This window comes from Mycolicibacterium peregrinum (assembly GCF_001665625.1).
Classification (GTDB): Bacteria; Actinomycetota; Actinomycetes; order Mycobacteriales; family Mycobacteriaceae; genus Mycobacterium; species Mycobacterium peregrinum_B.
This window is the reverse complement of record NZ_LZSY01000016.1, coordinates 1-23546: the sequence shown is the minus strand read 5'-3', so window position 1 is coordinate 23546 and position 23546 is coordinate 1. Positions and strand designations below refer to the sequence as shown.

The following is a 23546-nucleotide window of genomic DNA, read 5'->3' as shown; positions in this document are numbered from 1 at the left end:
CCCATGTTCGGATGCTGCGGTGGTGGTTCACCTTGATGACGTTTCCGACGCCCGGAAGGTGACGCTGTGACCGATCTGGAGACCCTGGCCGCCCGGTTCGAGGAGGATCGGCACCACTTACGCGAGGTTGCCCACCGACTGCTCGGCTCGGTGCATGACGCCGACGACGCGGTCCAGGCCGCGTGGCTGAAAGTGAGCCGGCGCGGCATCGCCGAGGTGACCAATCCGACTGGCTGGTTCACCACGGTGACCGCCCACGAATGCCTCGACCGACTCCGGGAGCGGAAACGCCGCGCGGAAGTGCTCGGCGCCGACGAGCACGTTCCTGCTGCCGTGGCTCCGGCCGCCGAGGAACAGGTGGCCATGGCCGAGTCGGTGGGCCGCGCCCTGCTGGTGGTGCTCGACCGGCTCTCCCCCGCCCAGCGCGTGGCGTTCGTTCTGCACGACGCCTTCGCCGTGCCCTTCGACGACATCGCCGCGCTGCTCGACCGCACGCCGGCGGCCACCAAGAAGCTGGCCAGCCGGGCCCGGGAGCGGGTGCGGGGTGCAACCGGCGCGGCTCGCCCCACCGCCGAACACCTGTCCGTCGCGCGAGCTTTCCTGGCAGCCTCGCAGGAGGGCGACCTCGACGCTCTGTTGGAGATCCTCGACCCCGACGTGGTGCGCCGCGTGGACCGAGTGCTCGTCGGCGGGCACATTCCCGTCGAGCTTCGGGGCGCCCGGGAGTTCGTCGAGGAGTCCAAGCTGTTCGCCGCGACAGCGCGCGGCGGCGAGGTCGCCGTTCTCGATGGCGCCGCGGGCATCGTCGTCGCGCCCGGCGGCCAGCTCAAGTCCCTACTGCGCCTTGACATTCGGGACGGCCGGATCCATGTCATCGACATCATCGGCGATCCGGCACGCCTGGCGTCGGTCGACGTGACGTTGGCGGACTAGGCACCCGGAGGTGCCTGGAAGCCACCGATCTGCTGTTCGAGCAGTTCGGCCAGCCGCAGCGGGGTGCGGTCCTCGAACATCGGACCGATGAGCTGGACCCCCACCGGCAGTCCCTCGGCGGACCGCCCCGCCGGTACGGCGGTAGCGGGCAGGCCGGGCATCGTGGCCGCACCGGCCCACACGAGCTGGTCGAAGTACGCGTACTCGACGCCGTCGACATCGATCCGACGTTCCAACAGATCTGGGTTGTGGTCGTGAGGGAACGCGGGAGTCGGCGTGATCGGGCACACCACGACATCGAACTCACCGAACAACTGTCGCCAGCCCTGACGGTGGAGCTCACGAAGAATGTTCACCTCGATCCAATCGCGGTGGCTCAACACCATTCCGCGGAGCCGCGCCGCGTCGAGGCTCTGATCGTCTGGGCTCAGGCCGGCGGCGAGGGTTTGCAGCTGCTCGTACGCGTCGACAGGGAATCGCGCCGAGGTGCTGGAAAACAGCAACTGCGTGTACAGCAGCGCGGCGTCGGCCAGATCTGGCAGCAGTGGACTGTGTCGTTCGACGCGGGCACCGCTGGAAGCAAGGGCATCCGCCACCCGGCTGATGCCGGCGCGCACCGCGGCTGAGGTTGCGAGGAACGGATGCTCGTCGAGGACCAGGACCCGGAAGTCGCCGAGGCCCTCATGACGCGGGGGCGGCAGCGTCACCCGGTGTGCCACACCGAGAGTCAGCGGGTCCGGTCCTGCCATCACGTCGAGCAGGAGCGCGAGATCGCGGGCAGTGCGCGCCATCGGACCGACGACGGCGAGGTCGGACTCGGTCGGCAATGCCGGGGTCGACGGCGGGGTCATACCGCGGATCGCGGCCAGGCCGAGGGTCGGCTTGTGCGCGTAGACGCCGCAGAAATGCGCGGGGGTCCGCAACGATCCGGCGAGGTCGGAGCCGATGGACAGGGCGCCGAACCCGGAGGCCAGGGCCGCCGCCGAGCCGCCTGAGGATCCGCCCGAGGTACGACCGGGATCCCACGGATTGTTGGTGGTGCCGTAGATGTCGTTGAAGGTCTGGATGTCTTGCAGCCCCAACGGGACGTTGGTCTTACCCAGCACCACCGCACCGGCGGCCTTGAGCCGCGACACCTGTACCGCGTCCTCGGCCGGCCGGAAGTCCCGGAACTGCGGCATGCCCCAGGTCGTGGGCAGCCCGGCCATGTTGTAGGACTCCTTGACCGTCACCGGAATACCCAGCAGCGGCCGGTCTTCACCCCGGGCACGTGCCCGGTCGGCGTCCCGCGCGGACTCCCGTGCCCGGTCGAAGTCGGGCACACAGATCGCGTTGATCACCGGATCATCCCGCTCGATCCCGGCGATCGCCGCCTCGGTCAGTTCCGCCGAGGACACTTCACCGGCGCGCAACGCGACCGCCAACTCACCGGCCGACTGAAAATTCCACTCCATGAATCCGACGCTAAACGCGCGCTGCGGGAGCCATAAAATCCCACTTCCTGCAACAGCTGGTTTCCTCGGCGAGCAGTTCCCGCAAGCGCGCGGTACCCAGGTTGCGGACGGACAACTCATGCGACGATCCGGTCTGGAAAGCCATCGATCGACTTGTTGAGGAGAGCGGGATGACATCTGAGGAACCCGGGCGCGACACAGCATCGCCGGTCGGTGTGGTGACCGTGGCCGAGACGGGGGCCGGCACCTACACCCAGCAGATCACCGCCGGCCGCCACCAATTCATCGCCGACGAGCCCCTTCCGGTGGGCGGAGACGCCGGCCCGAATCCCTATGACCTGGTGCTGGCCGGCCTGGGTGCGTGTACGTCGATGACGGTGCGGATGTATGCCAACCGCAAAGGCTGGCCGCTTCAACAGGTACGAGTTGCGTTGCGGCACTCCCGCATTCATGCCAAGGACTGCGCCGACTGTGAGACCTCCAAGGGCATGATCGACCACATCGATCGCGAGATCGAGTTGGTCGGCGATCTCGACGACGCCCAACGGGAACGGTTGATGGGCATCGCCGAGCGCTGCCCGGTACACCAGACCCTCACCTCGTCGGTCCACATCACCACGACCGCGGTTTCGTGATCCGCGGGCCTCATCGCGGTGCGCAGGCGTAGGAAGGAAGCCATGGCAGACAACTGGAATGACAACATCATCGCCGAGTTCCGGGCCAATGGAGGCAAGGTCGGCGGTCCGTTCGAGGGTGCGACCCTGCTCCTGCTGCACACCACCGGAGCCAAGTCCGGCAAGGAACGGGTCAACCCGGTGATGGCGTTCGACCTCGACGGGAAACTCGCCATCGTCGGTTCCTATGCGGGCGCTGACGTCGACCCCGCGTGGTTGCACAATCTGCGCGCGCATCCCGATGCCCACATCGAGATCGGCACCGACGCCTACGACGTACATGCTCGGGAAATGCCGCGGGCCGAGCGCGATGCCGCCTATCCACGGATCGTCGAGAAGGCGCCGGGATTCGGCGAATACCAGACCAAGACCGACCGGGTCATCCCGGTCATCGAGTTGCAGCGGCGATAACCGAAATCAACGCCGGTGGCCTAGTCGGACGCTCGCACAGTAGGCCAGAAGAGCCGGAACAAGCGCTCATCCCAGCCCTGCTGGACACCGCCGGTCCGGGCGCTTTCGGCGATGTAGGCACCGACCACCGCATCGATCAGCGTCACCGTGTCGATGTCCGCGCGCATCGAAGCATCGGCTTTTGCGGCATCGACCACGGCAGCCAGCGCCGCACGTTGGTCGACGAGGATCCGCCTGAAAACGGCGGTGAATTCGGGGTCATCCTCAGTGAGCATCGCCGCCAGGCCACCGAGGCCGATGCCGTCCTCGACCATCCCGACCGCCTGCGCGATGAGCCACCGCAGTCGCTCGGGTCCTGTCGCATCTGGATCCACCGGACCCGGAGACGCGAGGCGCGACAGCGCGCTCGCGAGCATGTCCCTTCGATTCGGATGACGCCGGTAGATCGTCGTTTTCGCGATTCCTGAGTGCGCGGCCACCGCCTCGACCGTCACGGCCCGAGGTCCGCCGCTCCGCAGCAGGTGCAGCGTCGATTCCGCGATGCCGTCCTCGACCCTTCCCTGCGCCACCGCCCGGCCTCCTTCGCTCGCCAATCGCCTGCCGGGAATATCGCAACCCGGTTATGCGCTACGCTATACGTATCGATCGATACGCTCCGCGTAGCGTTTCGTTCGTCCGCACATTCGATTCCTACGAGGTGATCCCATGCTGAAGGCTTTCCGTCGCATTCCGGTTTCCAACGTCGCGTATGTTCTCCTGCTTGTCGCATTCGTCGCACTCGGACTGTTCGTCACGGCCATGGCGCTCGGCAGCAACCTGGCGGTCGTCGCAGCGGTTGCAATGATCGCCTGCCTCGGCAGCGCCGTGGCCGGCTTCTGGGCAAGCGCCCGGAGACTGAGTGCTGCCCGGTTACCGGGCGCCCCGACCAACAACGTGAGCATGTTCTCCACCCCGGTCGACCAGGGTCAGGTGGATCGCTATCGCCAGATGTACCGTGCCGAAGGCCAAGTCCGCACCGAAGACCGGACCATGGCTGTCCTTCCCGGTGGAGAATCGAAGAACCTGATTGCCCCCTCGGCGGATACCCGGCACCGCCACGCCGCCTGATGCCGCGACCAGTCGGTGGCGCCGCCGGCTACGTCGACGCCACCGACCAAGTGGGAGAGCGCTTTTCGACGAAGGCCTGCACACCTTCGAGCGCGCTCGGATCCATCATGTTGCAGGCCATCGTCGTGCCCGCGTCGGCATAGGCAGACTCGATGTCGGCCTCGATCTGCCGGTAGAACAACGCTTTCCCCATCGCGACGGCAACCCGGGGCTTCGCCACGATGCTCGCGACCAGCGCCTCTACCTCGTCGTCCAGGGCGTCCGCTGCCGCCACCCGGTTGACCAGCCCCAGCGACCGGGCCTGCTCGGCAGAGACGAACTCACCGGTGACCAGCATCTCGAAGGCGGCCTTGCGAGGCACGTTGCGCGACAAAGCCACTCCCGGAGTTGCACAGAACAGCCCGACATTGACGCCGCTCACCGCCAGCCGTGCGTCGTCGCTCGCCACCGCGAGGTCGCACATCGCGACAAGTTGGCAGCCCGCTGCGGTGGCAAGCCCCTGGACCCGCGCGATCACCGGCACGGGCACGCGCTGAATCGACAGCATCACTTTGGTGCACTGTTCGAACAATCGCTCGTAGTACGCCAGCGACGGCTCGGCCCGCATTTCCTTGAGGTCGTGCCCAGCACAGAAGGCCTTGCCGGACGCTGCCAGGATCACGGCCCGCACGGTCTGGTCTTCGGCCAGCCCGTCGAACGCGTCACCGAGGGCGGTCAGCATCGCCTCCGACAGCGCGTTGAAGGCCTGCGGGCGGTTCAAGGTGACCGTGACGACACCACGCTCATCGCGGTCCTGAAGCAGCAGTGTCATGGCTCGATCAACACCTTGAGGGCCTCGCGGTCGGCCATCGCGCGGTAGCCGTCGGGGGTTTCGTCGAGACCGATGGTCCGGTCGAACACCCGACCGGGTTCGATGACGCCGTCGAGAACATCGGGCATGAGTTCCTCGATGTAGGCGCGAGCGGGCGCGACACCGCCGGTGAGGGTGACGTTGCGGAAGAACGTGCCGAAACCCATTGGCACTTCGGTGTATTGAGATACGCCCAGGCGGCTGACGCGACCACCGGCGCGGACCGCGTCGAGGGCGGTGGCCAGCGACGGCTCGGTCCCGACACATTCGATCACCGCGTGCGTACCGTCACCGCCGGTGAGTTCGCGGATCTTCTCGACGGCTTCGTCGCCGCGTTCGGCGACGACGTCGGTGGCGCCGAACTCGCGCCCGAGGTCGGTGCGGACCGTGTGCCGGCCGTTCAGGATGATCTGCTCGGCACCCAGCCGCTTGGCGGCCAACACTGCGCACAGCCCCACCGCACCGTCACCTATGACGGTCACGGAAGATCCCGGCCCCACCCCGGCCGTGACCACGCCGTGGTGACCGGTGCAGAAGACGTCGGACAACGTCAGCAGGGACGGCATGAGCGCCGAGTCCTCCGCCACCGGAAGCTTCACCAGCGTGCCCTGCGCCTGTGGGACGCGCACGGCCTCGCCCTGGCCGGCATCGACGCCGGGAGCGCCCCAACCACCACCGTGACGGCACGACGTCTGCAATCCCTCCTGGCAGAAGTCACACGTGTTGTCCGCCCACACAAAGGGGGCGACCACCAGATCGCCGCGCCCCAAACCGGACACGTCAGCGCCGACGTCTTCGACGATGCCGATGAATTCGTGGCCCATCCGCCTGCCACCGTCCTTGTGCGGCATCGACTGGTACGGCCACAGATCGCTACCGCAGATGCAGGCTCGGGTGACCCGCACGATCGCATCGGTGGGTTCCTTCACAACGGGGTCGGGTACGTCCTCGACACGCACGTCGCCGGCCCCATACATCACGGTTGCTCGCATGCTCGGTTCCTTCACTCGTCCGGGTGGCAGGTGAGTCCCAACGTTTCGAGGCTAAGCCCGCGGCAGCTGCTCTGTCCCGGGAGCACCTGATTGTCCGGTCCTGCCAGCTTCAGGCGTCCATCGGGTTGGCCCGGATGCGGTCGGCGCCATTGTTGGCCACCGATGCGGCAGCGGCGCCACCTGGTTTGCGGCCGGCCTGGTCCTCGAAGCACGCGATGAATTCGCGGCCGAACGAATGTCTGGGATAACGCGCGAGGACGTCGGTCCTCACGTCGCTGGGGAACTCCTCCGGCCGGCGTCCGACGACGTCCCAGCCGGTGGCCACCTGCAAGAGATGCGACTCAGGGTCGACCGCCGCCGAAATGTCGTCGCGCATGTGCAACACGATGATCTCCGTAGCCCTGCCGGCCCGGTCGGCAGACCACCCGGCCGCCACGCCGAACACCCAGGCCAGGTCCCCACCCGCCTCCTCGAACGACACCCGGTGACTGTCGAACGGGTCGGTGAGCCCGATGTCGTGCAGCAGTGCCGAGACGTAGTAGAGCTCGTCGTCGAAAGCTATGCCATGTGCCGCCGCATACGTCGCGCCCCACAGATATGAACGGATGCAGTGGTTGAGCAAGGCAGGTGAGTAGAAGCGCGTTGCCACCGCGAGGGCCGCCGCGGCGGCCGGTGTCTGCGGAAACGTCTCGTCCATGAGTCTTCTCTCCCTCAGAAGTTCAAGCCCGAGAACATGATCCGTCCCGGGTCATACTTCTGTCGAGTAGCGGCCAACCGGGACAGATTGGCGCCGAAATACCGCGACGCCGGTTGGTTCGCCTCGAGATAGTTGACGTAGCCGCCGGCCGAATACGGCGCCACCGCCTGATGGGCGGTGGCCAGCCAGTTGGCTGCTGCCGCAGGCGAACCGGCGGTTTCCACATACCACTGCACCAGTGAGGACTGCCGCCGCCACGGAAAAGCGGTGTCACCCGGGCCCACGGTGGCCAGCGCGCCGTCGAGCGCATGCATGATGACGATCGGGCGGCCGGCCCCCGCGGGGAAGGCGTTGAATGCCGCAGCGATGCCCTGAGCCGCGGCCGGGGTGATCGTCGGGAAGACGTCGGATCCGCCGACATAGCCGAGCGGTGACGGGTTGAGATTGTCGGCGGCCAGGAACTTCACCAGATCCAGGTAGTTGAACGTGCGGTTCTCGGTGTTGGCCGGCTGCAGCCCCACGGCCTTGATCACGGCGGCTCCCACGCTGCTGCCCGACCCGGCCGGGCAGGTCGCCAGGATGCGACAGTGCGCGCCCTGCGGATCGGTGATGGTGTCGGCCAGTGCCCAGCTGCTGCGGTCGGCGGTACGCAGCCAGTTCTGCCAGCCCAGGAGGACCTGCGGGAAGGACTCCAGCGGGAAATGCAGCCCGACGACGTCCACGTCGCTGGTCGGGAACGTGGCGAAGGTCAGCGCCGTCGTCACCCCGAAATTGCCGCCACCACCGCCGCGCAATGCCCAGTACAGATCCGGGTTCTCGGTGGCCGAGGCCGTCACCCCGGCGCCGCCCGGCAGCACCACGGTCGCCGCCACCAATTGATCACTCAATAGGCCCGCGTGCCGCGATTGGGCACCCAGCCCACCACCCAGGGCGTGCCCCGCGACGCCGACCGACGGGCAGGTACCCGTCGGGATGCCCCGCCCGGCACCGGCCAGCGCCTGGTGAATCGCGTACAGCGAGGTCGCGGGCGTTACCGTCACACGCCCGGTCGCCGCGTCGTAGTTGATGTCACCGGGCAGTTGGCGCAGGTCCAGCACCATCGTTCCGTTGGCTGTCGACGCGCCCACATACGAGTGCCCGCCGCCGCGAGGAGCAACCTTGAGGTTGTGCGTCGCAGCGAAGGCCAGCGCCCGTTGCACGTCCGCCGCCGATGCCGGGGTGACGACCGCCGCCGGTGTCAGGCCGTTGAAGTTGGTGTTGAAAACACTTTTGGCCGAAGCGAATTGCCCGCCGCTGTCCGGAAGTACCACTTTCCCGTTGATGGCAGCCGAGAGGTCACCCCAGCCGGCCGGATCCGCACTGGCCCGGCTCGACCCGAACACCGCGCCGACGGCCAACGCGCCCACGGCGCCGCGCAGGAACGTCTGACGCGAGACCCCACGCGGCGACTCCCGCGGTTCCGTCATATCCGCATTGTGAGCTGCCCGGGATCAAAAACCCCGCTCATGCTTGGCGTGTCGCGTCAATGGTCGTTGCCGTGCGGAGCCGATGGCGCGTGTCAAATCACCCGAATCACGATGTTGCGATCGGAGATATACGCTCCGCCCGACACCCAGACTTGGTCAGAGCCATCGTCAAACTTCTTCCGCCACAACTCCTTCCCACTGGCGTCGACACAGATCACATCCCGTTGGTCACGGTACAAGTACCGCGCACCATCGGATCCGAGGAAGAAGGTCATCTGCACATTCGCGGTTGGCGCAACGTTGACATCCTGGCAACTACCAGCCTTCAGCTTGGCATCCGAGGTCTCCTGCACACCGATCACGCACAATTCGCCACTGCCGAATCCCCCGATCATGTTGGCAAGCACCGCATCTGCGCCGGCGGGATACGTCCAGAGAATGCGTCCGGATTGCCCGTCGAACGCACGGAATTCGCCGGTAGATCGGTTGTAGGCCAGCGGATAGTAGAAACCTGACGACCCGTACGGGTCGTTGTCGGGACACCCCAAGGGAAATTGGTATATTCCGGAGCCCGCATTGCCCATCAGTGTGTATCCCTCGCTGGGCACAGTGGCGGTGTTTCTACCGCTGAAGTCAAAGAACTTGAACGAGTTTGCAAATGCCACCGCGAATCCCGATGCAAAAGCGGTATTCGAGGTGCTCGGTTCGCTCACGATGGGCTTCCCGGTGTTGGCGTCAAGCACCTCATGCTCGGTGATGACGACCCCTTGATCGCCGAACACCGAGACGCCGTCATGCCGAACACGCCATGCCTCGTTGCCGTCCGCGCCATACGAGACCAGTTCATTGCGAAAAACGACAGCGATGCCGTCACCGCTTCCTTGAAGATTGGTTATCCGGTCCGACGGCAACGAAGGCTGGCTCAATATGCGTCCGGTTGCCACGTCGAGGAACACCAGCACCTCGGGATCTCCACAGCAGAGATTCAGATTGAGTCCACATCCCATGGTCTTTGCCGAGCGGGTGATGACGCACTTGGCACTCCCAAACCGGTTGATATTGACCGTGGGCGGCTTGACTCCTTGCGACCAGCGTGGTTCGCCGGTCTCCTTGTCCAAGGCCATCACGCCTTGATCCGACCCGACCACCACGGTGTAGGCGTCGCCGCCGAGCACGTAGGCATCAATGCCGGTCTCGTAGGTCCAGCGCGGTTCATGAATCGGCTGTTCAAGCGAGGGCAACGCCACGTCGGCCGGCGGACGTAAGTCGCCCAGCGGCGGCACGGACGCCGGCAGCGGTCCCCCGCCGGCCGCAGTCACCTCGCCGGCCCCGCCGCCGCCGCGGTTCAACCACCACAGAAGAGTGCCGATACCCGCGGACGCGACGACGACGGCAGCCACCACGGTGAGCACCAACCACACCTTGCGCTTCTTGCGCGGAGGTTCGGGCGGTGGCCCTGCCGGTTGATATCCGGCCTGAAAAACCGGAGGAAACTGACCGAACGACGGGTCCGCCGGTGGGAATTGAGGACCACCGCCCTGGAACGGACTCGCCGGCGGCTGGTTGCCGAAGGGGTTCGAGTGAGGGTTCGGCGCGCCCCCCGCCGACGAAAACGGGTCGTTCGGATAAGTCACCGTCATTCCGTACCACGCCGCCAGGCCGGTAGCAATGTTGTGCGGTTTGCCGACGTGGCTGCCATCCCCCGCTTTTCGTGCACGCGTCGACTCGTAACGGCGGTTACGATCGCCCCGCCGGGCGGATTCGCCCGTCCCCACAACATCTGGAGGCCAGCGCTGTGAGCGCACCGTCGAACCCGAACGTGATCCCCGCGTACGCCGCGCTTCCCGACCTCGCGTTGGACGACGAGGACCGCGCCACTTTGACCTCAGAGATCTGGGGCATGCTGGTCACCGGCAACGACGACGTCGAGGACTTCCTCGACACCTATGCCGAGGACTACGAGCTCACCGAGGAACAGCTCACAGTCGCCTTCACGTCGCTACGCGAAGCGAGACTGCGCCAGCAGACCGAGATCGGTGACTACCGGTCCCGGACACACGCGGCGTTCGAGGAACTCAACGCCAACGGCGTGATCGCCCGTGCCGACTTTTCCTGCTGCGGAACCTGCGCGTCAGCCGAGATCGGCGACGAGCGCGACGACAGCCGCCACTGGAGCGGCTACATCTACTTCCACAGCCAGGACACCGACCGCCTGGTCGAGGATGGCTCCACCTACGTGGGCTATGGAGCGTTCGAGCCGGAGAACTTCGACGAGGAGGCCTACAACCGGCTGAGCGATCAGGCGAAGGAAGACCTTTACACCAGCGACGTGACCCGGATGCTCGACGAGGTGGTGTTCCCCATCGTGCGGCGCCACGGCATCGAGCCGGAGTGGAACCGCGACCTCGGAACGCGGGTGCTGCTCACCAACGCGGACTGGTACGCGCCGATCGAGAGCTGACGATCTGTAACTCCTGTGGCGGGCGCGCCGACATATAGGTCAGCGCGTCCGAAGGAGGTTAGCCCGATGCCGAATCATCGTGGCCGCGCAATGACCGCGGTCGGTGCTGCGCTTGCCGTTCCGGCCGTCCTGAACATCGCCACTGCCCATGCGGCCCCGCTGCCCGGTTTCTGTGTGCCGCCCAACGTCGTCGACAACGTGTGCACAGCGCGACTGATATCCGTGACGGCCGACGTCATCGACGGGACGATCACCGGGACGCCGGTCGGCGGCGGGTCGGCGATCACCCTTGCGGGACAAGCGGATGCGTACCTGAAATCGACCGGATTCGGCGATACGCCGCCGGACCCGGTTCAAGAATGGGACACCCAGATCGACGAGGTCGGCAACCTCGACACCTCGCCCTCCAACCCCAATTGGTACGGCAACGCGAAGGCCAGGGTCTTCCTGCCCCGGACACTGAACGACCTGGCCACCAAGTTTCCTCCCGACAGCATCGTGGTCCAGTTCGTGTCCGACGACGCCCGGCCGGATGCGTTGCGGTTGGTGTCGATTCAGCCGACCGCTACACCCGATCCTGCGCCAACCCGGCCAGGTGCTTGAGCGAGTTGTCCAGGTGCTGCCGGTCGAACGGCGGGAACTCGATCTCATTGCGAAGCGCGGGCGGCACCGCCGACCAGTCGTACGTGAGGGTGACCTCGGTCCGGTCGTCGCCGCGCGGCTCAAGGTCATAACGCCAGATCCAGCCGCCGAACTCGATATTGGCGTCGTCATCGCCCTGGCCCGGTAGCCACGCAATCGCACGCGGAGGCTCGAAAACCTCGACGCGATTGGCCATTTCGTAGTGCATACCGCCGTAGTTGTCGTGGTACATCGCCATTCGGAAGATCTGGCCGGTTTCGGTCAACGGCTTGCCGTCGAGTGACTCCCGCACCCAGCCGGTGCCGTCGATCGCCTGGTGGGAGGTCGGGTCGGCCAGCACCGCGAACACGGTTTCGGCCGGCGCGTTGATGATGCACGCAGAGCTCATGGTTTCGTCAGACATACCGGTACCGACCTGCGATGGCTCACAAACTCATCGACGGATCAAGCGCGAAAACCTGTACCGCTGCTGACTTGCCTTTCAGCTCGTGAGGCCCGCGATCGGCGAGTCCGGCTGGACGCACGTACATGGCGTCGACGGTCGGCTGGGTCAGCAGGATCAGATCGCCGGTTGCCTTGTTCAGTTGCTCGACGCGCGCGGCCACATTGACGGCGTCACCGATCAGCGTGAACTCCAACTTGCCCCCGCCGCCGATGGTGCCGGCGATCACCACGCCGGTATTGATACCGATCCCGATCCGTAGTGCGTCCTCGAATCGTTCGGCGACCAGTCGCTGCATCAACACGGCGGCACTCACCGCGGCGTCGGCATGATTGGCAAGTTCATTCGGCGCCCCGAACACCGCCAGCGCGCCGTCACCGAGGAACTTGTTGACGTGCCCTCCTGCGTCGACCACAGCGGGCACGACGATTTCGAACAGAGCGTTCAAGCGTGCCACGGTGTCTTCTGCGGTGTTTGCCTCGGCGAACGGAGTGAAATCTCGGACGTCGATGAACATCACCGTCACCTCACGACGCTCACCGGTGAACACATCGTCGCCTTGTTCAAGTAGCCGCGTGGCCAGGACCGGGTCGACATAGGTGCCGAATGCCGCGTGAAGCCGCTGCCGCTCGGCCAAGCCCGCCTGCATCCGGTTGAACGACGCCGCCAGAGCGCCCAAGTCATCGTCCTGAACCACCGGTAGCCGTTGGCTATAGTCGCCCACCGCAACACGTTCCGTCCCCTCGGCGAGGTCGCGAAGGGGACGCAACGACGGCGCGAATGAAGCGCCGACGGTGATCGGTACGGCGAAGACGAGCGTCAGCCCCGACCCGATCACGACGACGAGCACCGGTATTTCGCTGACCCGATTGACAGCCGCCGCCAACATGGCGCCGGCGAGCGCGAAAATGAACGCCGTGGCAAGCACCGACAGGTCCGACCACCGGGCGAAAGTTGGGTGCGCGCGGGGCAGTTCGTCGCCCGCTGCAGTGTCGGCAGTGAGCGCAACCCTGGCCGGCCGCATGGCGGCTTCCGGATAACTGTGTACTGCGACCAGCACCGCCGAAGCCCCCGAAGCCGCGCCCAGAATCGCGTACTGGACCAACCGTGCTCCGGTCGCCCCGGCGATCGCACCCACAACGACGAATGCCAACGCGATGAAAACCCCATTGGCCCACAATGCTCGGCGCCCTGCCAACCGACTCCAGGTGTAGGTGGCGTCCAGCACCCGAACCCGATCGACGTCGTGCCCGGCTACCCACCGCTCCACGAGACGGCTTCCGCCGAACCCGGGCAGGGCCGTCACATACTCGGTCACCACTACCGCACCAAGGGTCACCGCGGCCGCCGCGACATAGCGGTCCGACCGCTCGAGAGCCACGATCATGAGCGCCAACACCAGGTAGACCGAGAGCAGTTCGGCGACGGTGACCGCGAAGATCACCCACGAGTACCGCGCTGCATAGCGATCCCACGCCCACTGCCAGATGCGATTCATGGCACGACAGCATTCGACCCACGTAGTGGTGGGTTTCGCCGCATCCGCATCCCCAGGCCGACGGGCCACCGCTCAACTGCCATGATGCCCTCCCTCGGTGGTTACCAGGAAACGCTATTTCGCTTTGCACAGTGGCGAATGAGTAGCCTCCTACTCGTTTCGGAGGACAATCTCATAAGCCATCGCACAATGCAGCGACAACCTGCGAACGCTCCTCAAGAGTGGCCGGATGGGCTTGCTCCCAGGCGAAGTAAAACATCCACGCCCATCGGTCCGAGGGACTTTCCCCGCAGCTACGGGCGACAGACTGAGTACGTCCACGTTCGCAGCCTCACCGCGTCCCACCACGAAAACACCCCCGGCCCAAAAGGACCGGGGGTGTTCTACGTGACTACTTAGTGAGCGTGGCCGTGATGGCCGTGCCCGTGATCTTCTTCCTCGGCAGGCTTGTCCACGACGGCCGTCTCGGTCGTCAGGATCATGCGTGCCACGGATGCGGCGTTGAGCACCGCCGAGCGGGTCACCTTGGCCGGATCCACGATGCCCTCGGCGACCAGGTCACCGTAGGTCAGGGTGGCGGCGTTGAAGCCCTGCCCGTTGGACTGCTCGCTGACCTTGTTCACCACAACGGAGCCGTCCAGGCCGGCATTGGTGGCGATCCAGTACAGCGGGGCCGACAGCGCCGATGAGAACACGTCGACACCGAGAGCCTCGTCGCCCTTGACCTCGCCGCGCAGCTTGTCGAGGGCCGCGCGGGCCTGCACGAGTGCCGCGCCACCACCGGTGACGATGCCCTCCTCGACGGCAGCCTTGGCCGCCGCGACGGCGTCCTCGACCGCTTCCTTGCGCTTCTTCAGGTCGGTCTCGGTGGCCGCGCCGACCTTGATCACCGCGACGCCACCGGACAGCTTGGCCAGCCGCTCCTGCAGCTTCTCCCGATCCCAGTCGGAATCGGTGGTCTCGATTTCGGCCTTGAGCTGCTTGACGCGGTCGGCGACCGCGTCCTTGGAGCCGCCACCGTCGACGATCACGGTGCTGTCCTTGGTGACCACGACGCGACGGGCCGAGCCCAGCACATCCAGGCCTGCCTCGCGCAGCACCAGGCCCACGTCGGGGTTGACGACCTGGCCGCCGGTGACGATGGCGAGATCGTCCAGGAACGCCTTGCGACGATCGCCGAAGAACGGCGCCTTGACGGCGACGGCCTTGAGCGTCTTGCGGATGGCGTTGACGACCAGCGTGGACAGGGCCTCGCCCTCGATGTCCTCGGCGATGATCAGCAGCGGCTTGCCCGATTCGGCGACCTTCTCCAGCAACGGCAGCAGGTCCGGCAACGAGCTGATCTTGTCGCGGTGCAGCAGCACCACCGCGTCCTCGAGCACCGCTTCCTGCGAGTCGAAGTCGTTGACGAAGTAGGCCGAGATGAAGCCCTTGTCGAAGCCGACACCCTCGGTGACCTCGAGCTCGGTGTTGAGCGTCGAAGACTCTTCGATGGTGACGACACCGTCGTGACCGACCTTGGTCATGGCCTCGCCGACCAACTGGCCGATCTGCTCATCGCGTGAGGACACCGTGGCGACCTGGGCGATGGCCTTTTCGTCCGACACCGGGGTGGCCGCGGCCAGCAGGGCCTCGGATACGGCGTCGGCGGCCTTGCTGATGCCCTGGCCCAGGGCGATGGGGTTGGCACCGGCCGCGACGTTGCGCAGCCCCGCCTTGACCAGAGCCTGTGCCAGGACGGTGGCGGTGGTGGTGCCGTCGCCTGCGACGTCGTTGGTCTTGGTGGCCACCGACTTCACCAGCTGGGCACCGAGGTTCTCGAACGGGTCTTCCAGGTCGATCTCGCGTGCGATGGTCACACCGTCATTGGTGACCTGCGGGCCGCCGAAAGCCTTGGCGAGCACCACGTTCCGACCGCGCGGACCCAGCGTCACCTTGACCGCATCGGCGAGCTTGTCGACGCCGGCCTCCATGGCACGGCGCGCAGTCTCGTTGAACTCAATCTGCTTGCTCATAAGTCTCTTTCATGACTCCTAACGCATACCGCCCCGGAAACCGCCCGCATTGAACGCGGGGATCTCCGGGGCGGACGCACGAGTACTTACTTAGCGACGACAGCCAGCACGTCGCGGGCCGACAGGATCAGGTACTCCTCGCCGTTGTACTTGATCTCGGTGCCGCCGTACTTGCTGTAGATGACGGTGTCGCCCTCGGCAACGTCCAGGGGGATCCGCTTCTCGCCATCCTCATCCCAGCGGCCGGGGCCAACTGCGACGACGGTGCCTTCCTGCGGCTTTTCCTTGGCGGTGTCGGGGATAACCAGACCGGAAGCGGTCGTAGTCTCGGCCGCGTTGGCCTGAACGAGGATCTTGTCCTCGAGTGGCTTGATGTTGACTGCCACGATGGAAGCCCTCCACTTGTTTGGGTATCGAGTCCCGGTGTGCTCCGGGGCCCTCGGGTTAACCAGGTGTTCGGCATGCGCCCGTACCCCTCGCTCCGTCGTCGCGGGTGCCGGCGCTGGGGGTTGGCCGCGTGCCACCTAGCACTCTATACATGCGAGTGCTAGCACTCAAGGGTGGGTTGTGCGCCGCCCGCGAACTCATCTACGGGCTGAAACCCTGTCAAAAAGATCGAGTCAGTGAACGGTGCTACACTCGAACACATGTTCGAAGTTGGTTGGAACATCGACCCCGACGCCACGGAAGCGGCGTTGGTCGACCAGCTAGCTGCGATGACCCGCGCGACCGCCGGCATTGCCGCGGCACAGGCCAGAGTGACGACGATGCTGGAAGCCAAGCGTCTCGCCCGTAAGGCCGCTGAGGGTGTGCCTGCCGCCAGACGCGCTCAAGGGCTGGCGTCCGAGGTGGGGCTGGCCCGCAAATCCTCCCCTTGGCACGGGGCCAAGTATCTGAAGATGTCCAGGATCCTGGTCGACGACATGCCCTACACGCTCGCGGCTCTGCAGTCCGGCGTGCTTACCGAAGACCGGGCGATGATCATCGCGGACCAGGCCGCCTGTCTGTCACCAGCAGATCGACACGCGATGGACGCCGAACTGTGCGCGGATCCTGCCGTGCTGGATGGTCTGGGGGACAGAAGGGTTGAAGCTGAGGCCGGCCGGGTGGCTTTTCGGCTCGACCACGACGCGGTGATGGCGCGCATCAGCCGCCATCAGTGCGATCGCACTGTCACGTTGCGTCCGGCCCCGCACGGCATGGCGTACGTGACGGCGCTGCTGACCTCCGCAGAAGGCGTTACGGCCTATCAAGCGCTGCAGGCGGAGGCCGCCGCCGCCAGGGCCGCCTCGATCGCCGCCGGAGGTGGATGCCAGGGGCGAGGCCCATTGATGGCCGATGCCTTCTACCGACGGGCCACCGGGCGTGAGGTCGAAGCCGCGGTCCCGGTCGCGCTCAATCTGGTGGTCTCCGACGAGAGCTTGTTGGCCCAGGGTTCCGAACCGGCGGTGCTGCAGGGATACGGCCCCATCCCGGCAGAGGTGGCCCGACAGATGGCCTTGGCGGCGCTGCTGGACCCCCAGGCCGAGGCCGCGGTGCGCAAGCTCTACGCCGATCCGGCCACCGGCAACCTGGTCGCCATGGAGTCCACCGCCCGGGCGTTCCCCAAGGGGCTGCGCTGGTTGATCGCCATGCGCGACCAAAAGTGCCGCACGCCGTATTGCGACGCCCCCATCCGGCACATCGACCACATCACCCGGCACGCCGACGGTGGCGCGACCACCTCCGTCAACGGGCAAGGGCTTTGCGAACGCTGCAATTACGCAAAGGAAAGCCCCGGGTGGCAGACCGCGACCACCTACGACGGTTACGGCCGGCACACCACAGAACTCACCACGCCGACCGGCCGGACCTATCGAAGTACCGCCCCGCCGCTACCCGCCGGCGCGCGGGTGTTCACCAGCGACATCCACGTCGTGCGGATTCACACTGCCGCCTGACCGGTCGACCCGGTCCAGCTCTTCATCCCGCGGCTGACCGCCCGGCATCTGCGCCGCCATGGCCACCAGTCCGTAGGCCACCGCGAACCGATGCCCCAGCTGACCGGCCACGTTTCCCCGGCCCACACTCACCTCGTGGCCGAGCTGCTCGCTGACGGCCCGGACCAGTTCGTCGTCACTGGCGCCACCTCCGACGAGCAGCACTCCGGTCACGCCGGGAGCCGCCCGCTCGATACCCCGCATCACGTTGCCACCGATCACCTGTCGTTTGGCGGCCAGGCGCCAACCGCGCCACTCGGCACCCGACAGCCGTGACGTGAAGGGCAGCCAACCGCTGGGGGCGGCCGTCAGCAACCACCCGCTGCACCGGCCGCTGACCGGCGTGTCCAAGAACTGTCGCCGGCCGTGTTCGTCCTCGATGATCTGGACGGTGACGGCCGTGACCGCCTCTGCCCGTTTGGCGTATTCGGCGGCGCTTCGGGAGATGTCCAGGGCGGTGGCCGTCGCCGCCGTCAGCAGCTGTCCCGCACCCGGCAGCACGATGCGGGATCCGTCGGACACGACGTCGACGGTGCCCCCGCCGACATCCACCACTACGACCTCGGGGGTGATCCCGGGAGTGGTGAGAGCGCCGACGCGGGCCGCTGCGGCTTCCGAGTCGACGCGCGTCACCGGCACACCCAACGCCCGGGCCAACTCGTCGGCCCCGGCCGGCGGCTCCTGCTCGCCGGCCATGTTCGCCATCACCAGGCTGTCCACGGTGACCGATCCGCGCCGCGAATTGGCTTGCGCCGCGATGTCGGCGAGGTAGACGACGTGGGCGCTCTCCCCCATGGGCCGGACGACGGGTGCGGCAGCCACCGGTTCGGAATCGCCGAGGCTGACCACCGCACAGGCACTGTCGAACAGTTGATCGGCGATCACACGGGCATCGGCCCGCTCGGCCTCACCCAGCCCGAACGCATCGACGAGCCAGAAGGGATCGGTGAGGTGTTGCAGGGGTGCGACGCCCTGGCGCACTTCGACGGCGACGCGGGCAGCCGGCAGCAGCGACTTGATATCGACGTCGTCGACGACGGGCAGAGCAGTGTTCAGCCGATTCGACACCAGCACGGCCTCATCGTTGGCCGTCAACACCGCGGTGACCTTGCATCCTTGGGCTACAGCGTCATTCACGCGCTGCGCGACCTCACGGTATCCCCACTGCGCCGTGGCGCAAGCGACGACCGGGCGGCCGGGATCCACGTCACCGAGGCACTCGACCGGAACCGGCTGCCCCACACCGACCGCATCCCCCGCGGTGGTGGCGGCCGACCGGGTGACGATCGTCAGCCTGCCTGTCCGTCGGGTCTCGAGCTGAACCTGTTCGACGGTGGACTTCACGGGCGGAGTCGGGGCGAAGGCCGCCCGGTCGATCACCAGCCCATGCGACTCGGCCAGGCGCCGCACCAACTGCGCAGCGCCCTGCACCGCCCGGGGCGATCCCTTGCCACCACGGGTCGGGGTGCGGGCGCTGGCCAGCACCGTCAGTTCGGCGTCCATCCGGCAGAGCACCACCTCGGTGGTGGAGTTGCCGATGTCGACACCGGCCCAGACGGTCACCGCAGCAGGCCGCGCCGCTGGTAGGCCGTCGCGGCCTCCCGGACGAGTGCGGCGCAAGTGGGTGCGTCCCGGTCGGCGAGACGTTGTGCCAGTTCCTGCAATTCGGCGAAGCTCGACCGGCGGGGCCTGAGCGCCTCGTAGGCGTCAAGCATCTCCTCGGAGCTGAGTGCGGTCATCTCAGCAGCCCGCCGCAGGTTCATCGCCAATTGCAGGGATCCGGAGCGCTCCGCGATATCAGCTTGGGACAGAAGGGTTTCGCGGCTGATCCGGATGTCGTCGAGAACCAGTTCGCCGTTGCGGGCGGCCTCGACCGTCACCTCGGTAAGGTTGCGGCCCGAGTGTGCGGTGATCGTCATCGCTTGAGCTCCAATTCCATGTTCAGGCCGTGGTCGTCGCACTCGGACCGTTCGATCGCCACCATCGACACGACTCTGGTGTGGTAGCGCGCGGTGATCGCCTCGTCGGTGTACGCGTTGCGCATCGGGGCGGGTGTCGCACCCTTGGCGTGCCGGCCGGCGTTGATGCCGATCAGCCGGTACATCTCCGGGGTGATCAGTGGTGCCACACTGAGCAATTCGAGGTTGGCCAACGGCGGGAGATCACGGCGGTGGATCAGTGTGGTCCCCTTGGCCTGAAGACCGACACCGATCCCGGATCCGGACAACCGGGCCGCGGACTTGCCGATCACCCCGAGATCCACGGAGTCGGCGATCCGAACCAGGCGCGGCACACACTGCTCCTCTTCCAGCCCGGCCAGGATCTGTTCCAACACGTCGTAGCCGGTCATCCCCGACAGGGTGCGAAACAGCTTGACACCGAACGCGGGAGACACCCCGATGACCACTTCGCGGGGATCTTCTCCCACATCCGCGACCCCGCTCACGATCAGCCGGTCCGGATGGGCGAAAGCCGCCTGCTCCTTGACCAGGTCGGTCACCGACCGCGCCTGACGCACGGCATCGATCTGAGCCTGACGCTCCGCCGTCGGCCGGTACCCGGTGCCGGGACCGCGGTAGTCGTTCGGATCCTGCAGCGCTGACAGCACATTCATCTGTTCGTCGAAGATCGCCGCGGTCTGCAGGTAGTCGCCGGTGACGCGGGCCTTGGCCATGTTTAGGACCCGTTCGGCGATATCGGTGAATCCCGTCTCGACGAGCGCGGCGACGATGTCGAGGACCGTCAGACCCGACTGCTCGATCATCCGGGCGGCGCTGAGCACCTTCACCCCGTCGGTGGGCGGCAGATCCTTGGAACCCGCCGCCCCGACAACGGTTTCCACATGCTCGTCGTCGAAATCGGCCAGCCCCAGATATTCGAATACCGCACGGGTGGCCTCGGCGGCCTGCCGGCGCATGGCTTCCAGAGTCGTCGGGTCCACCGACCGCAGCCCGCCGTCGACACCCCAGTCGCGCTGCATCACCAGATAATCATCTAGGTCGGCGGCATTGAAGTTGGACGGGCCGAACATGTTGTCGTAGGCCACCACCGAACCGAAGCCGGAGAAGATGAAATCCGATCCGGACAACAGAACCGGCAACGTCCGACTGGTTCGCCGCATCGTGGACTCGGAGACCAGCGAGTCGTTGCCACTGCAGGATTCGAGCCCGCGCAGCATCACCATGAGGTTCTCCGCGATCAGCTCCCGGACACCGCCCGGCACCGACGCGGTGATCGAGGCGCCGTCGATGCCGCCGTTCTGAACCCCCTGTGCACCAATCCCTTTGGCCAGGGCGACGCAGCGGGACTCCAGGTAGTTCATCGACTTGCGCTCGGCCTGGCCCATCAGCACCTCCGAGCCCGCCCCGCTGGACAGCCGCATCTTGATACCGCGGGAGGCGTAGGACGAAGTGAGAAACGCCTTCGACCACGGGGTGTCGTCACCGTCGGTGAACACCTGCTCGGTGCCGTACACCGAGACCGTCTCGGCGTAGGACACCAGGCCGCGGACCCCGAGTTCCAGCTCGCGCGCCTCCTCGACCGAGCACTGTGTCAGCGCCCCGGGCGCGGGTACCTGCGACCCGATGAGCAGGCCCACCGCGACGGCCGGGGCGTCGTCGAGCACCGGGACGGTGGCTTCCAGCTCCCGGAACCCGTAGACGACCGCGGTGGCGGCATCGGCCGCGATGAGCAAGGGGTCGTCGAGGCGGTTGGTGACATGGGCCTGGTTCGCGGGCGTACGGCGGGCCCGCATCTTCATCATCGCCATCTGGATCTCGACGGGCTGCAGGAGCGCCACCACCCGGGCCATCTTGGCCGGGGTCAATCCGCCGCAGACTCGGAGCACCTCCTCGCGCGGCACATCCGAGTGGACGATCATCCGGGCCAGCTCGACGTCACTCATCGCCATCGATCGCGGTGCCTCCGCAGGATCGACGGCGTAGCGGACGATGAACTCGTCGATGGTGTCGAAGTCGGCGACGGGCTTCGAATCCATCTCCACCACGGTGCCGTCGTCGGCCACCTTCCAGGACGGTTCCGGATCGTGGGGCGACAGATGGGAGATCATGCCCAGCTCGGGGTCGGCCTGGGCGAATCCATCCAGGTTGACGCGCTGCTCATCCAGCAGTCGGATGCGTCCCAGCCGGTGATCCTGCTCGGTTTCGCTGCTGTCCGGGTTCATTGCAGTCGTCGTACCTCTCTGTCGGCGCGACGGATGCGTCGCGTAACCGGCCAAGCATCGACTGGATGCCGCGGTGGAAACAACATCCACTCGGCACCTTCCAACAAAGTGTGTGACTGCGCGGCGGCCGATGTGAACTGGCTTACAACAAGGTGTTGGAAAGTGACCTACTGCAGTGGCGAAGCGGCCTGTGATTCTCGCAAACTTGCCCCGGACTTCACCCGGCCGCCAACTGCGGCCGGCAGTTAGGAGGAATCAACCCAATGACCGAGGTTGTCAACGCGGGCCAGAAGACCCCACCTGATACGTCATCGGACGGCCGTCCGGCCAAATTGCGCGGCCACCTCGGCGTGCCCGCGATCGTGCTGATGGTCGTGGCGGCTTCGGCGCCGCTGTCGACCATCGGCGGCAATGTGCCGATCGCGATGGCGTTGGGCAACACCACCGGCATCCCGGTCGCCTTCATCGTCGCGGGCGTCATCTTCGGCCTGTTCGCGGCCAGCTTCGTCGCGATGTCGAAGTACGTCACCGACGCCGGGGCCTTCTACGCCTACATCCGTGAGTCGCTCGGCCGGGCGGCCGGAACCGGAGCGGCCGTGCTCGCGCTCCCGGCCTACATGGCGACCCTGATCGCCGTGGCCGCCTACGACGGCGTCATCCTCAACGAACTGATCACCCGGTTCGGTGGACCCGATCTCCCCTGGTGGTTGTTGACCGGCGTGGTGCTGGCGGCCGTCGGTTGGCTCGGCTACCGCGACATCGACCTCAGCGCCAAGGTGCTCGGTGTCTTCCTGGTGTCCGAGGTCGCGATCCTCATGGTGGTGGATCTGGTCATCGTGGTGCGCGGCGGCGAGCACGGGCTCACCGGTGACTCGTTCACCCCGCAGGGCATCGCCGGCGGATTCGGCATCGCCCTGCTCTACGCCCTGTGGGGATTCGTCGGCGTCGAGGCGACCGCGGTTTTCCGGGACGAGGCCAAGGACCCCGACCGCACCGTGCCCCGGGCCACCTACTGGGCGGTGGGCATCGTCGCGGTCTTCTACGCCTTCACCAGCTGGGCCCTCGTCGAGGGCAACGGCGGGCACGACGCCATCCAGCTCGCCACCGACGACCCCGACAACTTCATGGTGAACACCGCGGGCAAGTACCTCGGCATGGTCGGACGTGACCTGAACACCATCCTGTGGTCGGTCAGTGTCTTCGCGTGTGCCCTCGCGTTCCACAACATCGCGTCGCGGTACGCGTTCGTGCTCGGGCAGAGCGGCGTGTTCTCGAAGAAGATCGGCAAGGTGCACGAGCGTCACGGTTCACCGTCGAACGCCTCACTGGTCATCACCGTGGCCTCGTTCGTCGTGATGGGGATCTGCGCCGCGCTGCAGCTGGACCCGGTGTTGCAGATCTTCGGACCGGGCGGTGGCCTCGGCATCCTGGCCCTCGCGCTGCTGTGGCTGCTGACCACGATCTCGGTGGTGATCTTCTTCGTCCGGCGGGGCAATTCGACCGGCAAGGTGGTGCTGGCCTCGTTCGCGACGCTCGCCCTGGCGGCGGCCCTGGTGCTGGTGGTGTCCAACCTGACCCTGGTGGTCGGCGGCACTCCCGCCCTGGCGGCGATCTTCGGTGTGATGCCACTGATCTTCTTCGCAGTAGGCATGCTCCTGAGCCGACGGTCCACCGAGGAACTAGCCTCGATCTCGTCCGTCGGCTGAACCAACCCCGACGGCGGTGGCCACCTGCCCGGCAGG

General features: G+C 66.6%; 22 protein-coding genes. 8 read left to right on the top strand and 14 right to left on the bottom strand.

Features of this window, described 5'->3' with window-relative positions:
• Positions 1–66 precede the first annotated feature (66 nt).
• The gene (locus tag A5779_RS01865; RefSeq protein WP_064878368.1) at positions 67–933 is read left to right on the top strand and encodes a sigma-70 family RNA polymerase sigma factor; all 867 of its coding nucleotides are present in this window, start codon (positions 67–69) and stop codon (positions 931–933) included.
• Here A5779_RS01865 and A5779_RS01860 read toward each other — a convergent pair.
• On the bottom strand, positions 930–2387 hold the full coding sequence (locus A5779_RS01860) for an amidase (protein WP_064878366.1): 1458 nt from the start codon (positions 2385–2387) through the stop codon (positions 930–932). The two genes, A5779_RS01865 and A5779_RS01860, sit on opposite strands and share 4 nt — an antisense overlap.
• Before the next feature lie 170 nt (positions 2388–2557).
• Between A5779_RS01860 and A5779_RS01855 the strand changes: the two genes are divergently transcribed.
• Both A5779_RS01855 and A5779_RS01850 read left to right on the top strand, forming a co-directional pair.
• Positions 2558–3022, top strand: a complete 465-nt coding sequence (locus A5779_RS01855) for an OsmC family protein (protein WP_064878364.1) — start codon at positions 2558–2560, stop codon at positions 3020–3022.
• Positions 3023–3064: 42 nt separating this feature from the next.
• Positions 3065–3472, top strand: coding sequence for a nitroreductase family deazaflavin-dependent oxidoreductase (locus A5779_RS01850; protein WP_055109748.1), 408 nt, complete (start codon positions 3065–3067; stop codon positions 3470–3472).
• Positions 3473–3492: 20 nt separating this feature from the next.
• Here the strand turns inward: A5779_RS01850 and A5779_RS01845 are convergent, their stop codons facing one another.
• A complete protein-coding gene (locus A5779_RS01845) occupies positions 3493–4041 on the bottom strand; it encodes a TetR/AcrR family transcriptional regulator (RefSeq protein ID WP_064878362.1) in 549 nt (182 codons plus the stop codon).
• Between the two features lie 136 nt (positions 4042–4177).
• On the opposite strand from A5779_RS01845, the gene A5779_RS01840 reads away from it, so the two are divergent.
• Positions 4178–4579 carry a hypothetical protein gene (locus A5779_RS01840; protein WP_064878360.1) on the top strand — a complete coding sequence of 134 codons (402 nt, stop codon included), beginning with the start codon at positions 4178–4180 and terminating at the stop codon, positions 4577–4579.
• 28 nt (positions 4580–4607) lie between these two features.
• Here the strand turns inward: A5779_RS01840 and A5779_RS01835 are convergent, their stop codons facing one another.
• The 5 genes from A5779_RS01835 to A5779_RS01815 form a co-directional block, all read right to left on the bottom strand.
• Positions 4608–5390, bottom strand: coding sequence for an enoyl-CoA hydratase (locus A5779_RS01835; protein WP_064878358.1), 783 nt, complete (start codon positions 5388–5390; stop codon positions 4608–4610).
• Positions 5387–6421, bottom strand: a complete 1035-nt coding sequence (locus A5779_RS01830; protein WP_064878423.1) for a zinc-dependent alcohol dehydrogenase family protein — start codon at positions 6419–6421, stop codon at positions 5387–5389. Before A5779_RS01830 ends, A5779_RS01835 begins: the two co-directional genes overlap by 4 nt.
• A gap of 109 nt (positions 6422–6530) precedes the next feature.
• Positions 6531–7118: an HD domain-containing protein gene (locus tag A5779_RS01825; protein WP_064878356.1), complete on the bottom strand. Its 588-nt coding sequence runs from the start codon at positions 7116–7118 to the stop codon at positions 6531–6533.
• A 14-nt stretch (positions 7119–7132) separates the two neighbouring features.
• Positions 7133–8584, bottom strand: coding sequence for an FAD-dependent oxidoreductase (locus A5779_RS01820; RefSeq protein ID WP_064878354.1), 1452 nt, complete (start codon positions 8582–8584; stop codon positions 7133–7135).
• A 92-nt stretch (positions 8585–8676) separates the two neighbouring features.
• Positions 8677–10218 (bottom strand): BamB-related PQQ repeat family beta-propellar protein, encoded by a 1542-nt coding sequence (locus A5779_RS01815; protein WP_165609732.1) that lies wholly within the window; start codon positions 10216–10218, stop codon positions 8677–8679.
• 161 nt (positions 10219–10379) lie between these two features.
• Here A5779_RS01815 and A5779_RS01810 point away from each other — a divergent pair, with 161 nt between their 5' ends.
• Positions 10380–11045 carry a DUF6891 domain-containing protein gene (locus A5779_RS01810; RefSeq protein WP_236734620.1) on the top strand — a complete coding sequence of 222 codons (666 nt, stop codon included), beginning with the start codon at positions 10380–10382 and terminating at the stop codon, positions 11043–11045.
• A 66-nt stretch (positions 11046–11111) separates the two neighbouring features.
• On the top strand, positions 11112–11648 hold the full coding sequence (locus A5779_RS01805) for a hypothetical protein (RefSeq protein WP_236734619.1): 537 nt from the start codon (positions 11112–11114) through the stop codon (positions 11646–11648).
• Here the strand turns inward: A5779_RS01805 and A5779_RS01800 are convergent.
• The 4 genes from A5779_RS01800 to groES form a co-directional block, all read right to left on the bottom strand.
• A complete protein-coding gene (locus tag A5779_RS01800) occupies positions 11611–12090 on the bottom strand; it encodes an SRPBCC family protein (RefSeq protein ID WP_064878348.1) in 480 nt (159 codons plus the stop codon). The two genes, A5779_RS01805 and A5779_RS01800, sit on opposite strands and share 38 nt — an antisense overlap.
• A 22-nt stretch (positions 12091–12112) precedes the next feature.
• Positions 12113–13627 carry an adenylate/guanylate cyclase domain-containing protein gene (locus A5779_RS01795; protein WP_064878346.1) on the bottom strand — a complete coding sequence of 505 codons (1515 nt, stop codon included), beginning with the start codon at positions 13625–13627 and terminating at the stop codon, positions 12113–12115.
• 395 nt (positions 13628–14022) lie between these two features.
• A complete protein-coding gene (gene groL, locus A5779_RS01790; protein WP_055109763.1) occupies positions 14023–15642 on the bottom strand; it encodes a chaperonin GroEL in 1620 nt (539 codons plus the stop codon).
• Positions 15643–15728: 86 nt separating this feature from the next.
• A complete protein-coding gene (gene groES, locus A5779_RS01785) occupies positions 15729–16031 on the bottom strand; it encodes a co-chaperone GroES (protein ID WP_036390082.1) in 303 nt (100 codons plus the stop codon).
• Positions 16032–16289: 258 nt separating this feature from the next.
• Between groES and A5779_RS01780 the strand changes: the two genes are divergently transcribed.
• Positions 16290–17582 (top strand): HNH endonuclease signature motif containing protein, encoded by a 1293-nt coding sequence (locus A5779_RS01780; protein WP_064878344.1) that lies wholly within the window; start codon positions 16290–16292, stop codon positions 17580–17582.
• Here A5779_RS01780 and A5779_RS01775 read toward each other — a convergent pair.
• The 3 genes from A5779_RS01775 to A5779_RS01765 are packed head-to-tail and all read right to left on the bottom strand — an operon-like array spanning position 17517 to position 21804.
• Positions 17517–19184 carry a diol dehydratase reactivase ATPase-like domain-containing protein gene (locus A5779_RS01775; protein WP_082941482.1) on the bottom strand — a complete coding sequence of 556 codons (1668 nt, stop codon included), beginning with the start codon at positions 19182–19184 and terminating at the stop codon, positions 17517–17519. The two genes, A5779_RS01780 and A5779_RS01775, sit on opposite strands and share 66 nt — an antisense overlap.
• The gene (locus A5779_RS01770) at positions 19181–19540 is read right to left on the bottom strand and encodes a diol dehydratase small subunit (protein WP_064878342.1); all 360 of its coding nucleotides are present in this window, start codon (positions 19538–19540) and stop codon (positions 19181–19183) included. The genes A5779_RS01775 and A5779_RS01770 overlap by 4 nt, the downstream gene beginning before the upstream one ends.
• The gene (locus A5779_RS01765; RefSeq protein ID WP_064878340.1) at positions 19537–21804 is read right to left on the bottom strand and encodes a propanediol/glycerol family dehydratase large subunit; all 2268 of its coding nucleotides are present in this window, start codon (positions 21802–21804) and stop codon (positions 19537–19539) included. Before A5779_RS01765 ends, A5779_RS01770 begins: the two co-directional genes overlap by 4 nt.
• Positions 21805–22067: 263 nt before the next feature.
• On the opposite strand from A5779_RS01765, the gene A5779_RS01760 reads away from it, so the two are divergent.
• Positions 22068–23510 carry an APC family permease gene (locus tag A5779_RS01760; RefSeq protein WP_064878338.1) on the top strand — a complete coding sequence of 481 codons (1443 nt, stop codon included), beginning with the start codon at positions 22068–22070 and terminating at the stop codon, positions 23508–23510.
• Positions 23511–23546 lie beyond the last annotated feature (36 nt).

Excerpts from the sequence above, each read along its gene's own strand:
- A5779_RS01860 (WP_064878366.1), bottom strand. The coding sequence starts at position 2,387 with ATGGAGTGGAATTTTCAGTCGGCCGGTGAGTTGGCGGTCGCGTTGCGC.
- A5779_RS01855 (WP_064878364.1), top strand. The coding sequence starts at position 2,558 with ATGACATCTGAGGAACCCGGGCGCGACACAGCATCGCCGGTCGGTGTG.
- A5779_RS01850 (WP_055109748.1), top strand. The coding sequence starts at position 3,065 with ATGGCAGACAACTGGAATGACAACATCATCGCCGAGTTCCGGGCCAAT.
- A5779_RS01840 (WP_064878360.1), top strand. The coding sequence starts at position 4,178 with ATGCTGAAGGCTTTCCGTCGCATTCCGGTTTCCAACGTCGCGTATGTT.
- A5779_RS01835 (WP_064878358.1), bottom strand. The coding sequence starts at position 5,390 with ATGACACTGCTGCTTCAGGACCGCGATGAGCGTGGTGTCGTCACGGTC.
- A5779_RS01830 (WP_064878423.1), bottom strand. The coding sequence starts at position 6,421 with ATGCGAGCAACCGTGATGTATGGGGCCGGCGACGTGCGTGTCGAGGAC.
- A5779_RS01825 (WP_064878356.1), bottom strand. The coding sequence starts at position 7,118 with ATGGACGAGACGTTTCCGCAGACACCGGCCGCCGCGGCGGCCCTCGCG.
- A5779_RS01820 (WP_064878354.1), bottom strand. The coding sequence starts at position 8,584 with ATGACGGAACCGCGGGAGTCGCCGCGTGGGGTCTCGCGTCAGACGTTC.
- A5779_RS01805 (WP_236734619.1), top strand. The coding sequence starts at position 11,112 with ATGCCGAATCATCGTGGCCGCGCAATGACCGCGGTCGGTGCTGCGCTT.
- A5779_RS01800 (WP_064878348.1), bottom strand. The coding sequence starts at position 12,090 with ATGTCTGACGAAACCATGAGCTCTGCGTGCATCATCAACGCGCCGGCC.
- A5779_RS01795 (WP_064878346.1), bottom strand. The coding sequence starts at position 13,627 with ATGAATCGCATCTGGCAGTGGGCGTGGGATCGCTATGCAGCGCGGTAC.
- groL (WP_055109763.1), bottom strand. The coding sequence starts at position 15,642 with ATGAGCAAGCAGATTGAGTTCAACGAGACTGCGCGCCGTGCCATGGAG.
- A5779_RS01780 (WP_064878344.1), top strand. The coding sequence starts at position 16,290 with ATGTTCGAAGTTGGTTGGAACATCGACCCCGACGCCACGGAAGCGGCG.
- A5779_RS01770 (WP_064878342.1), bottom strand. The coding sequence starts at position 19,540 with ATGACGATCACCGCACACTCGGGCCGCAACCTTACCGAGGTGACGGTC.
- A5779_RS01765 (WP_064878340.1), bottom strand. The coding sequence starts at position 21,804 with ATGAACCCGGACAGCAGCGAAACCGAGCAGGATCACCGGCTGGGACGC.
- A5779_RS01760 (WP_064878338.1), top strand. The coding sequence starts at position 22,068 with ATGACCGAGGTTGTCAACGCGGGCCAGAAGACCCCACCTGATACGTCA.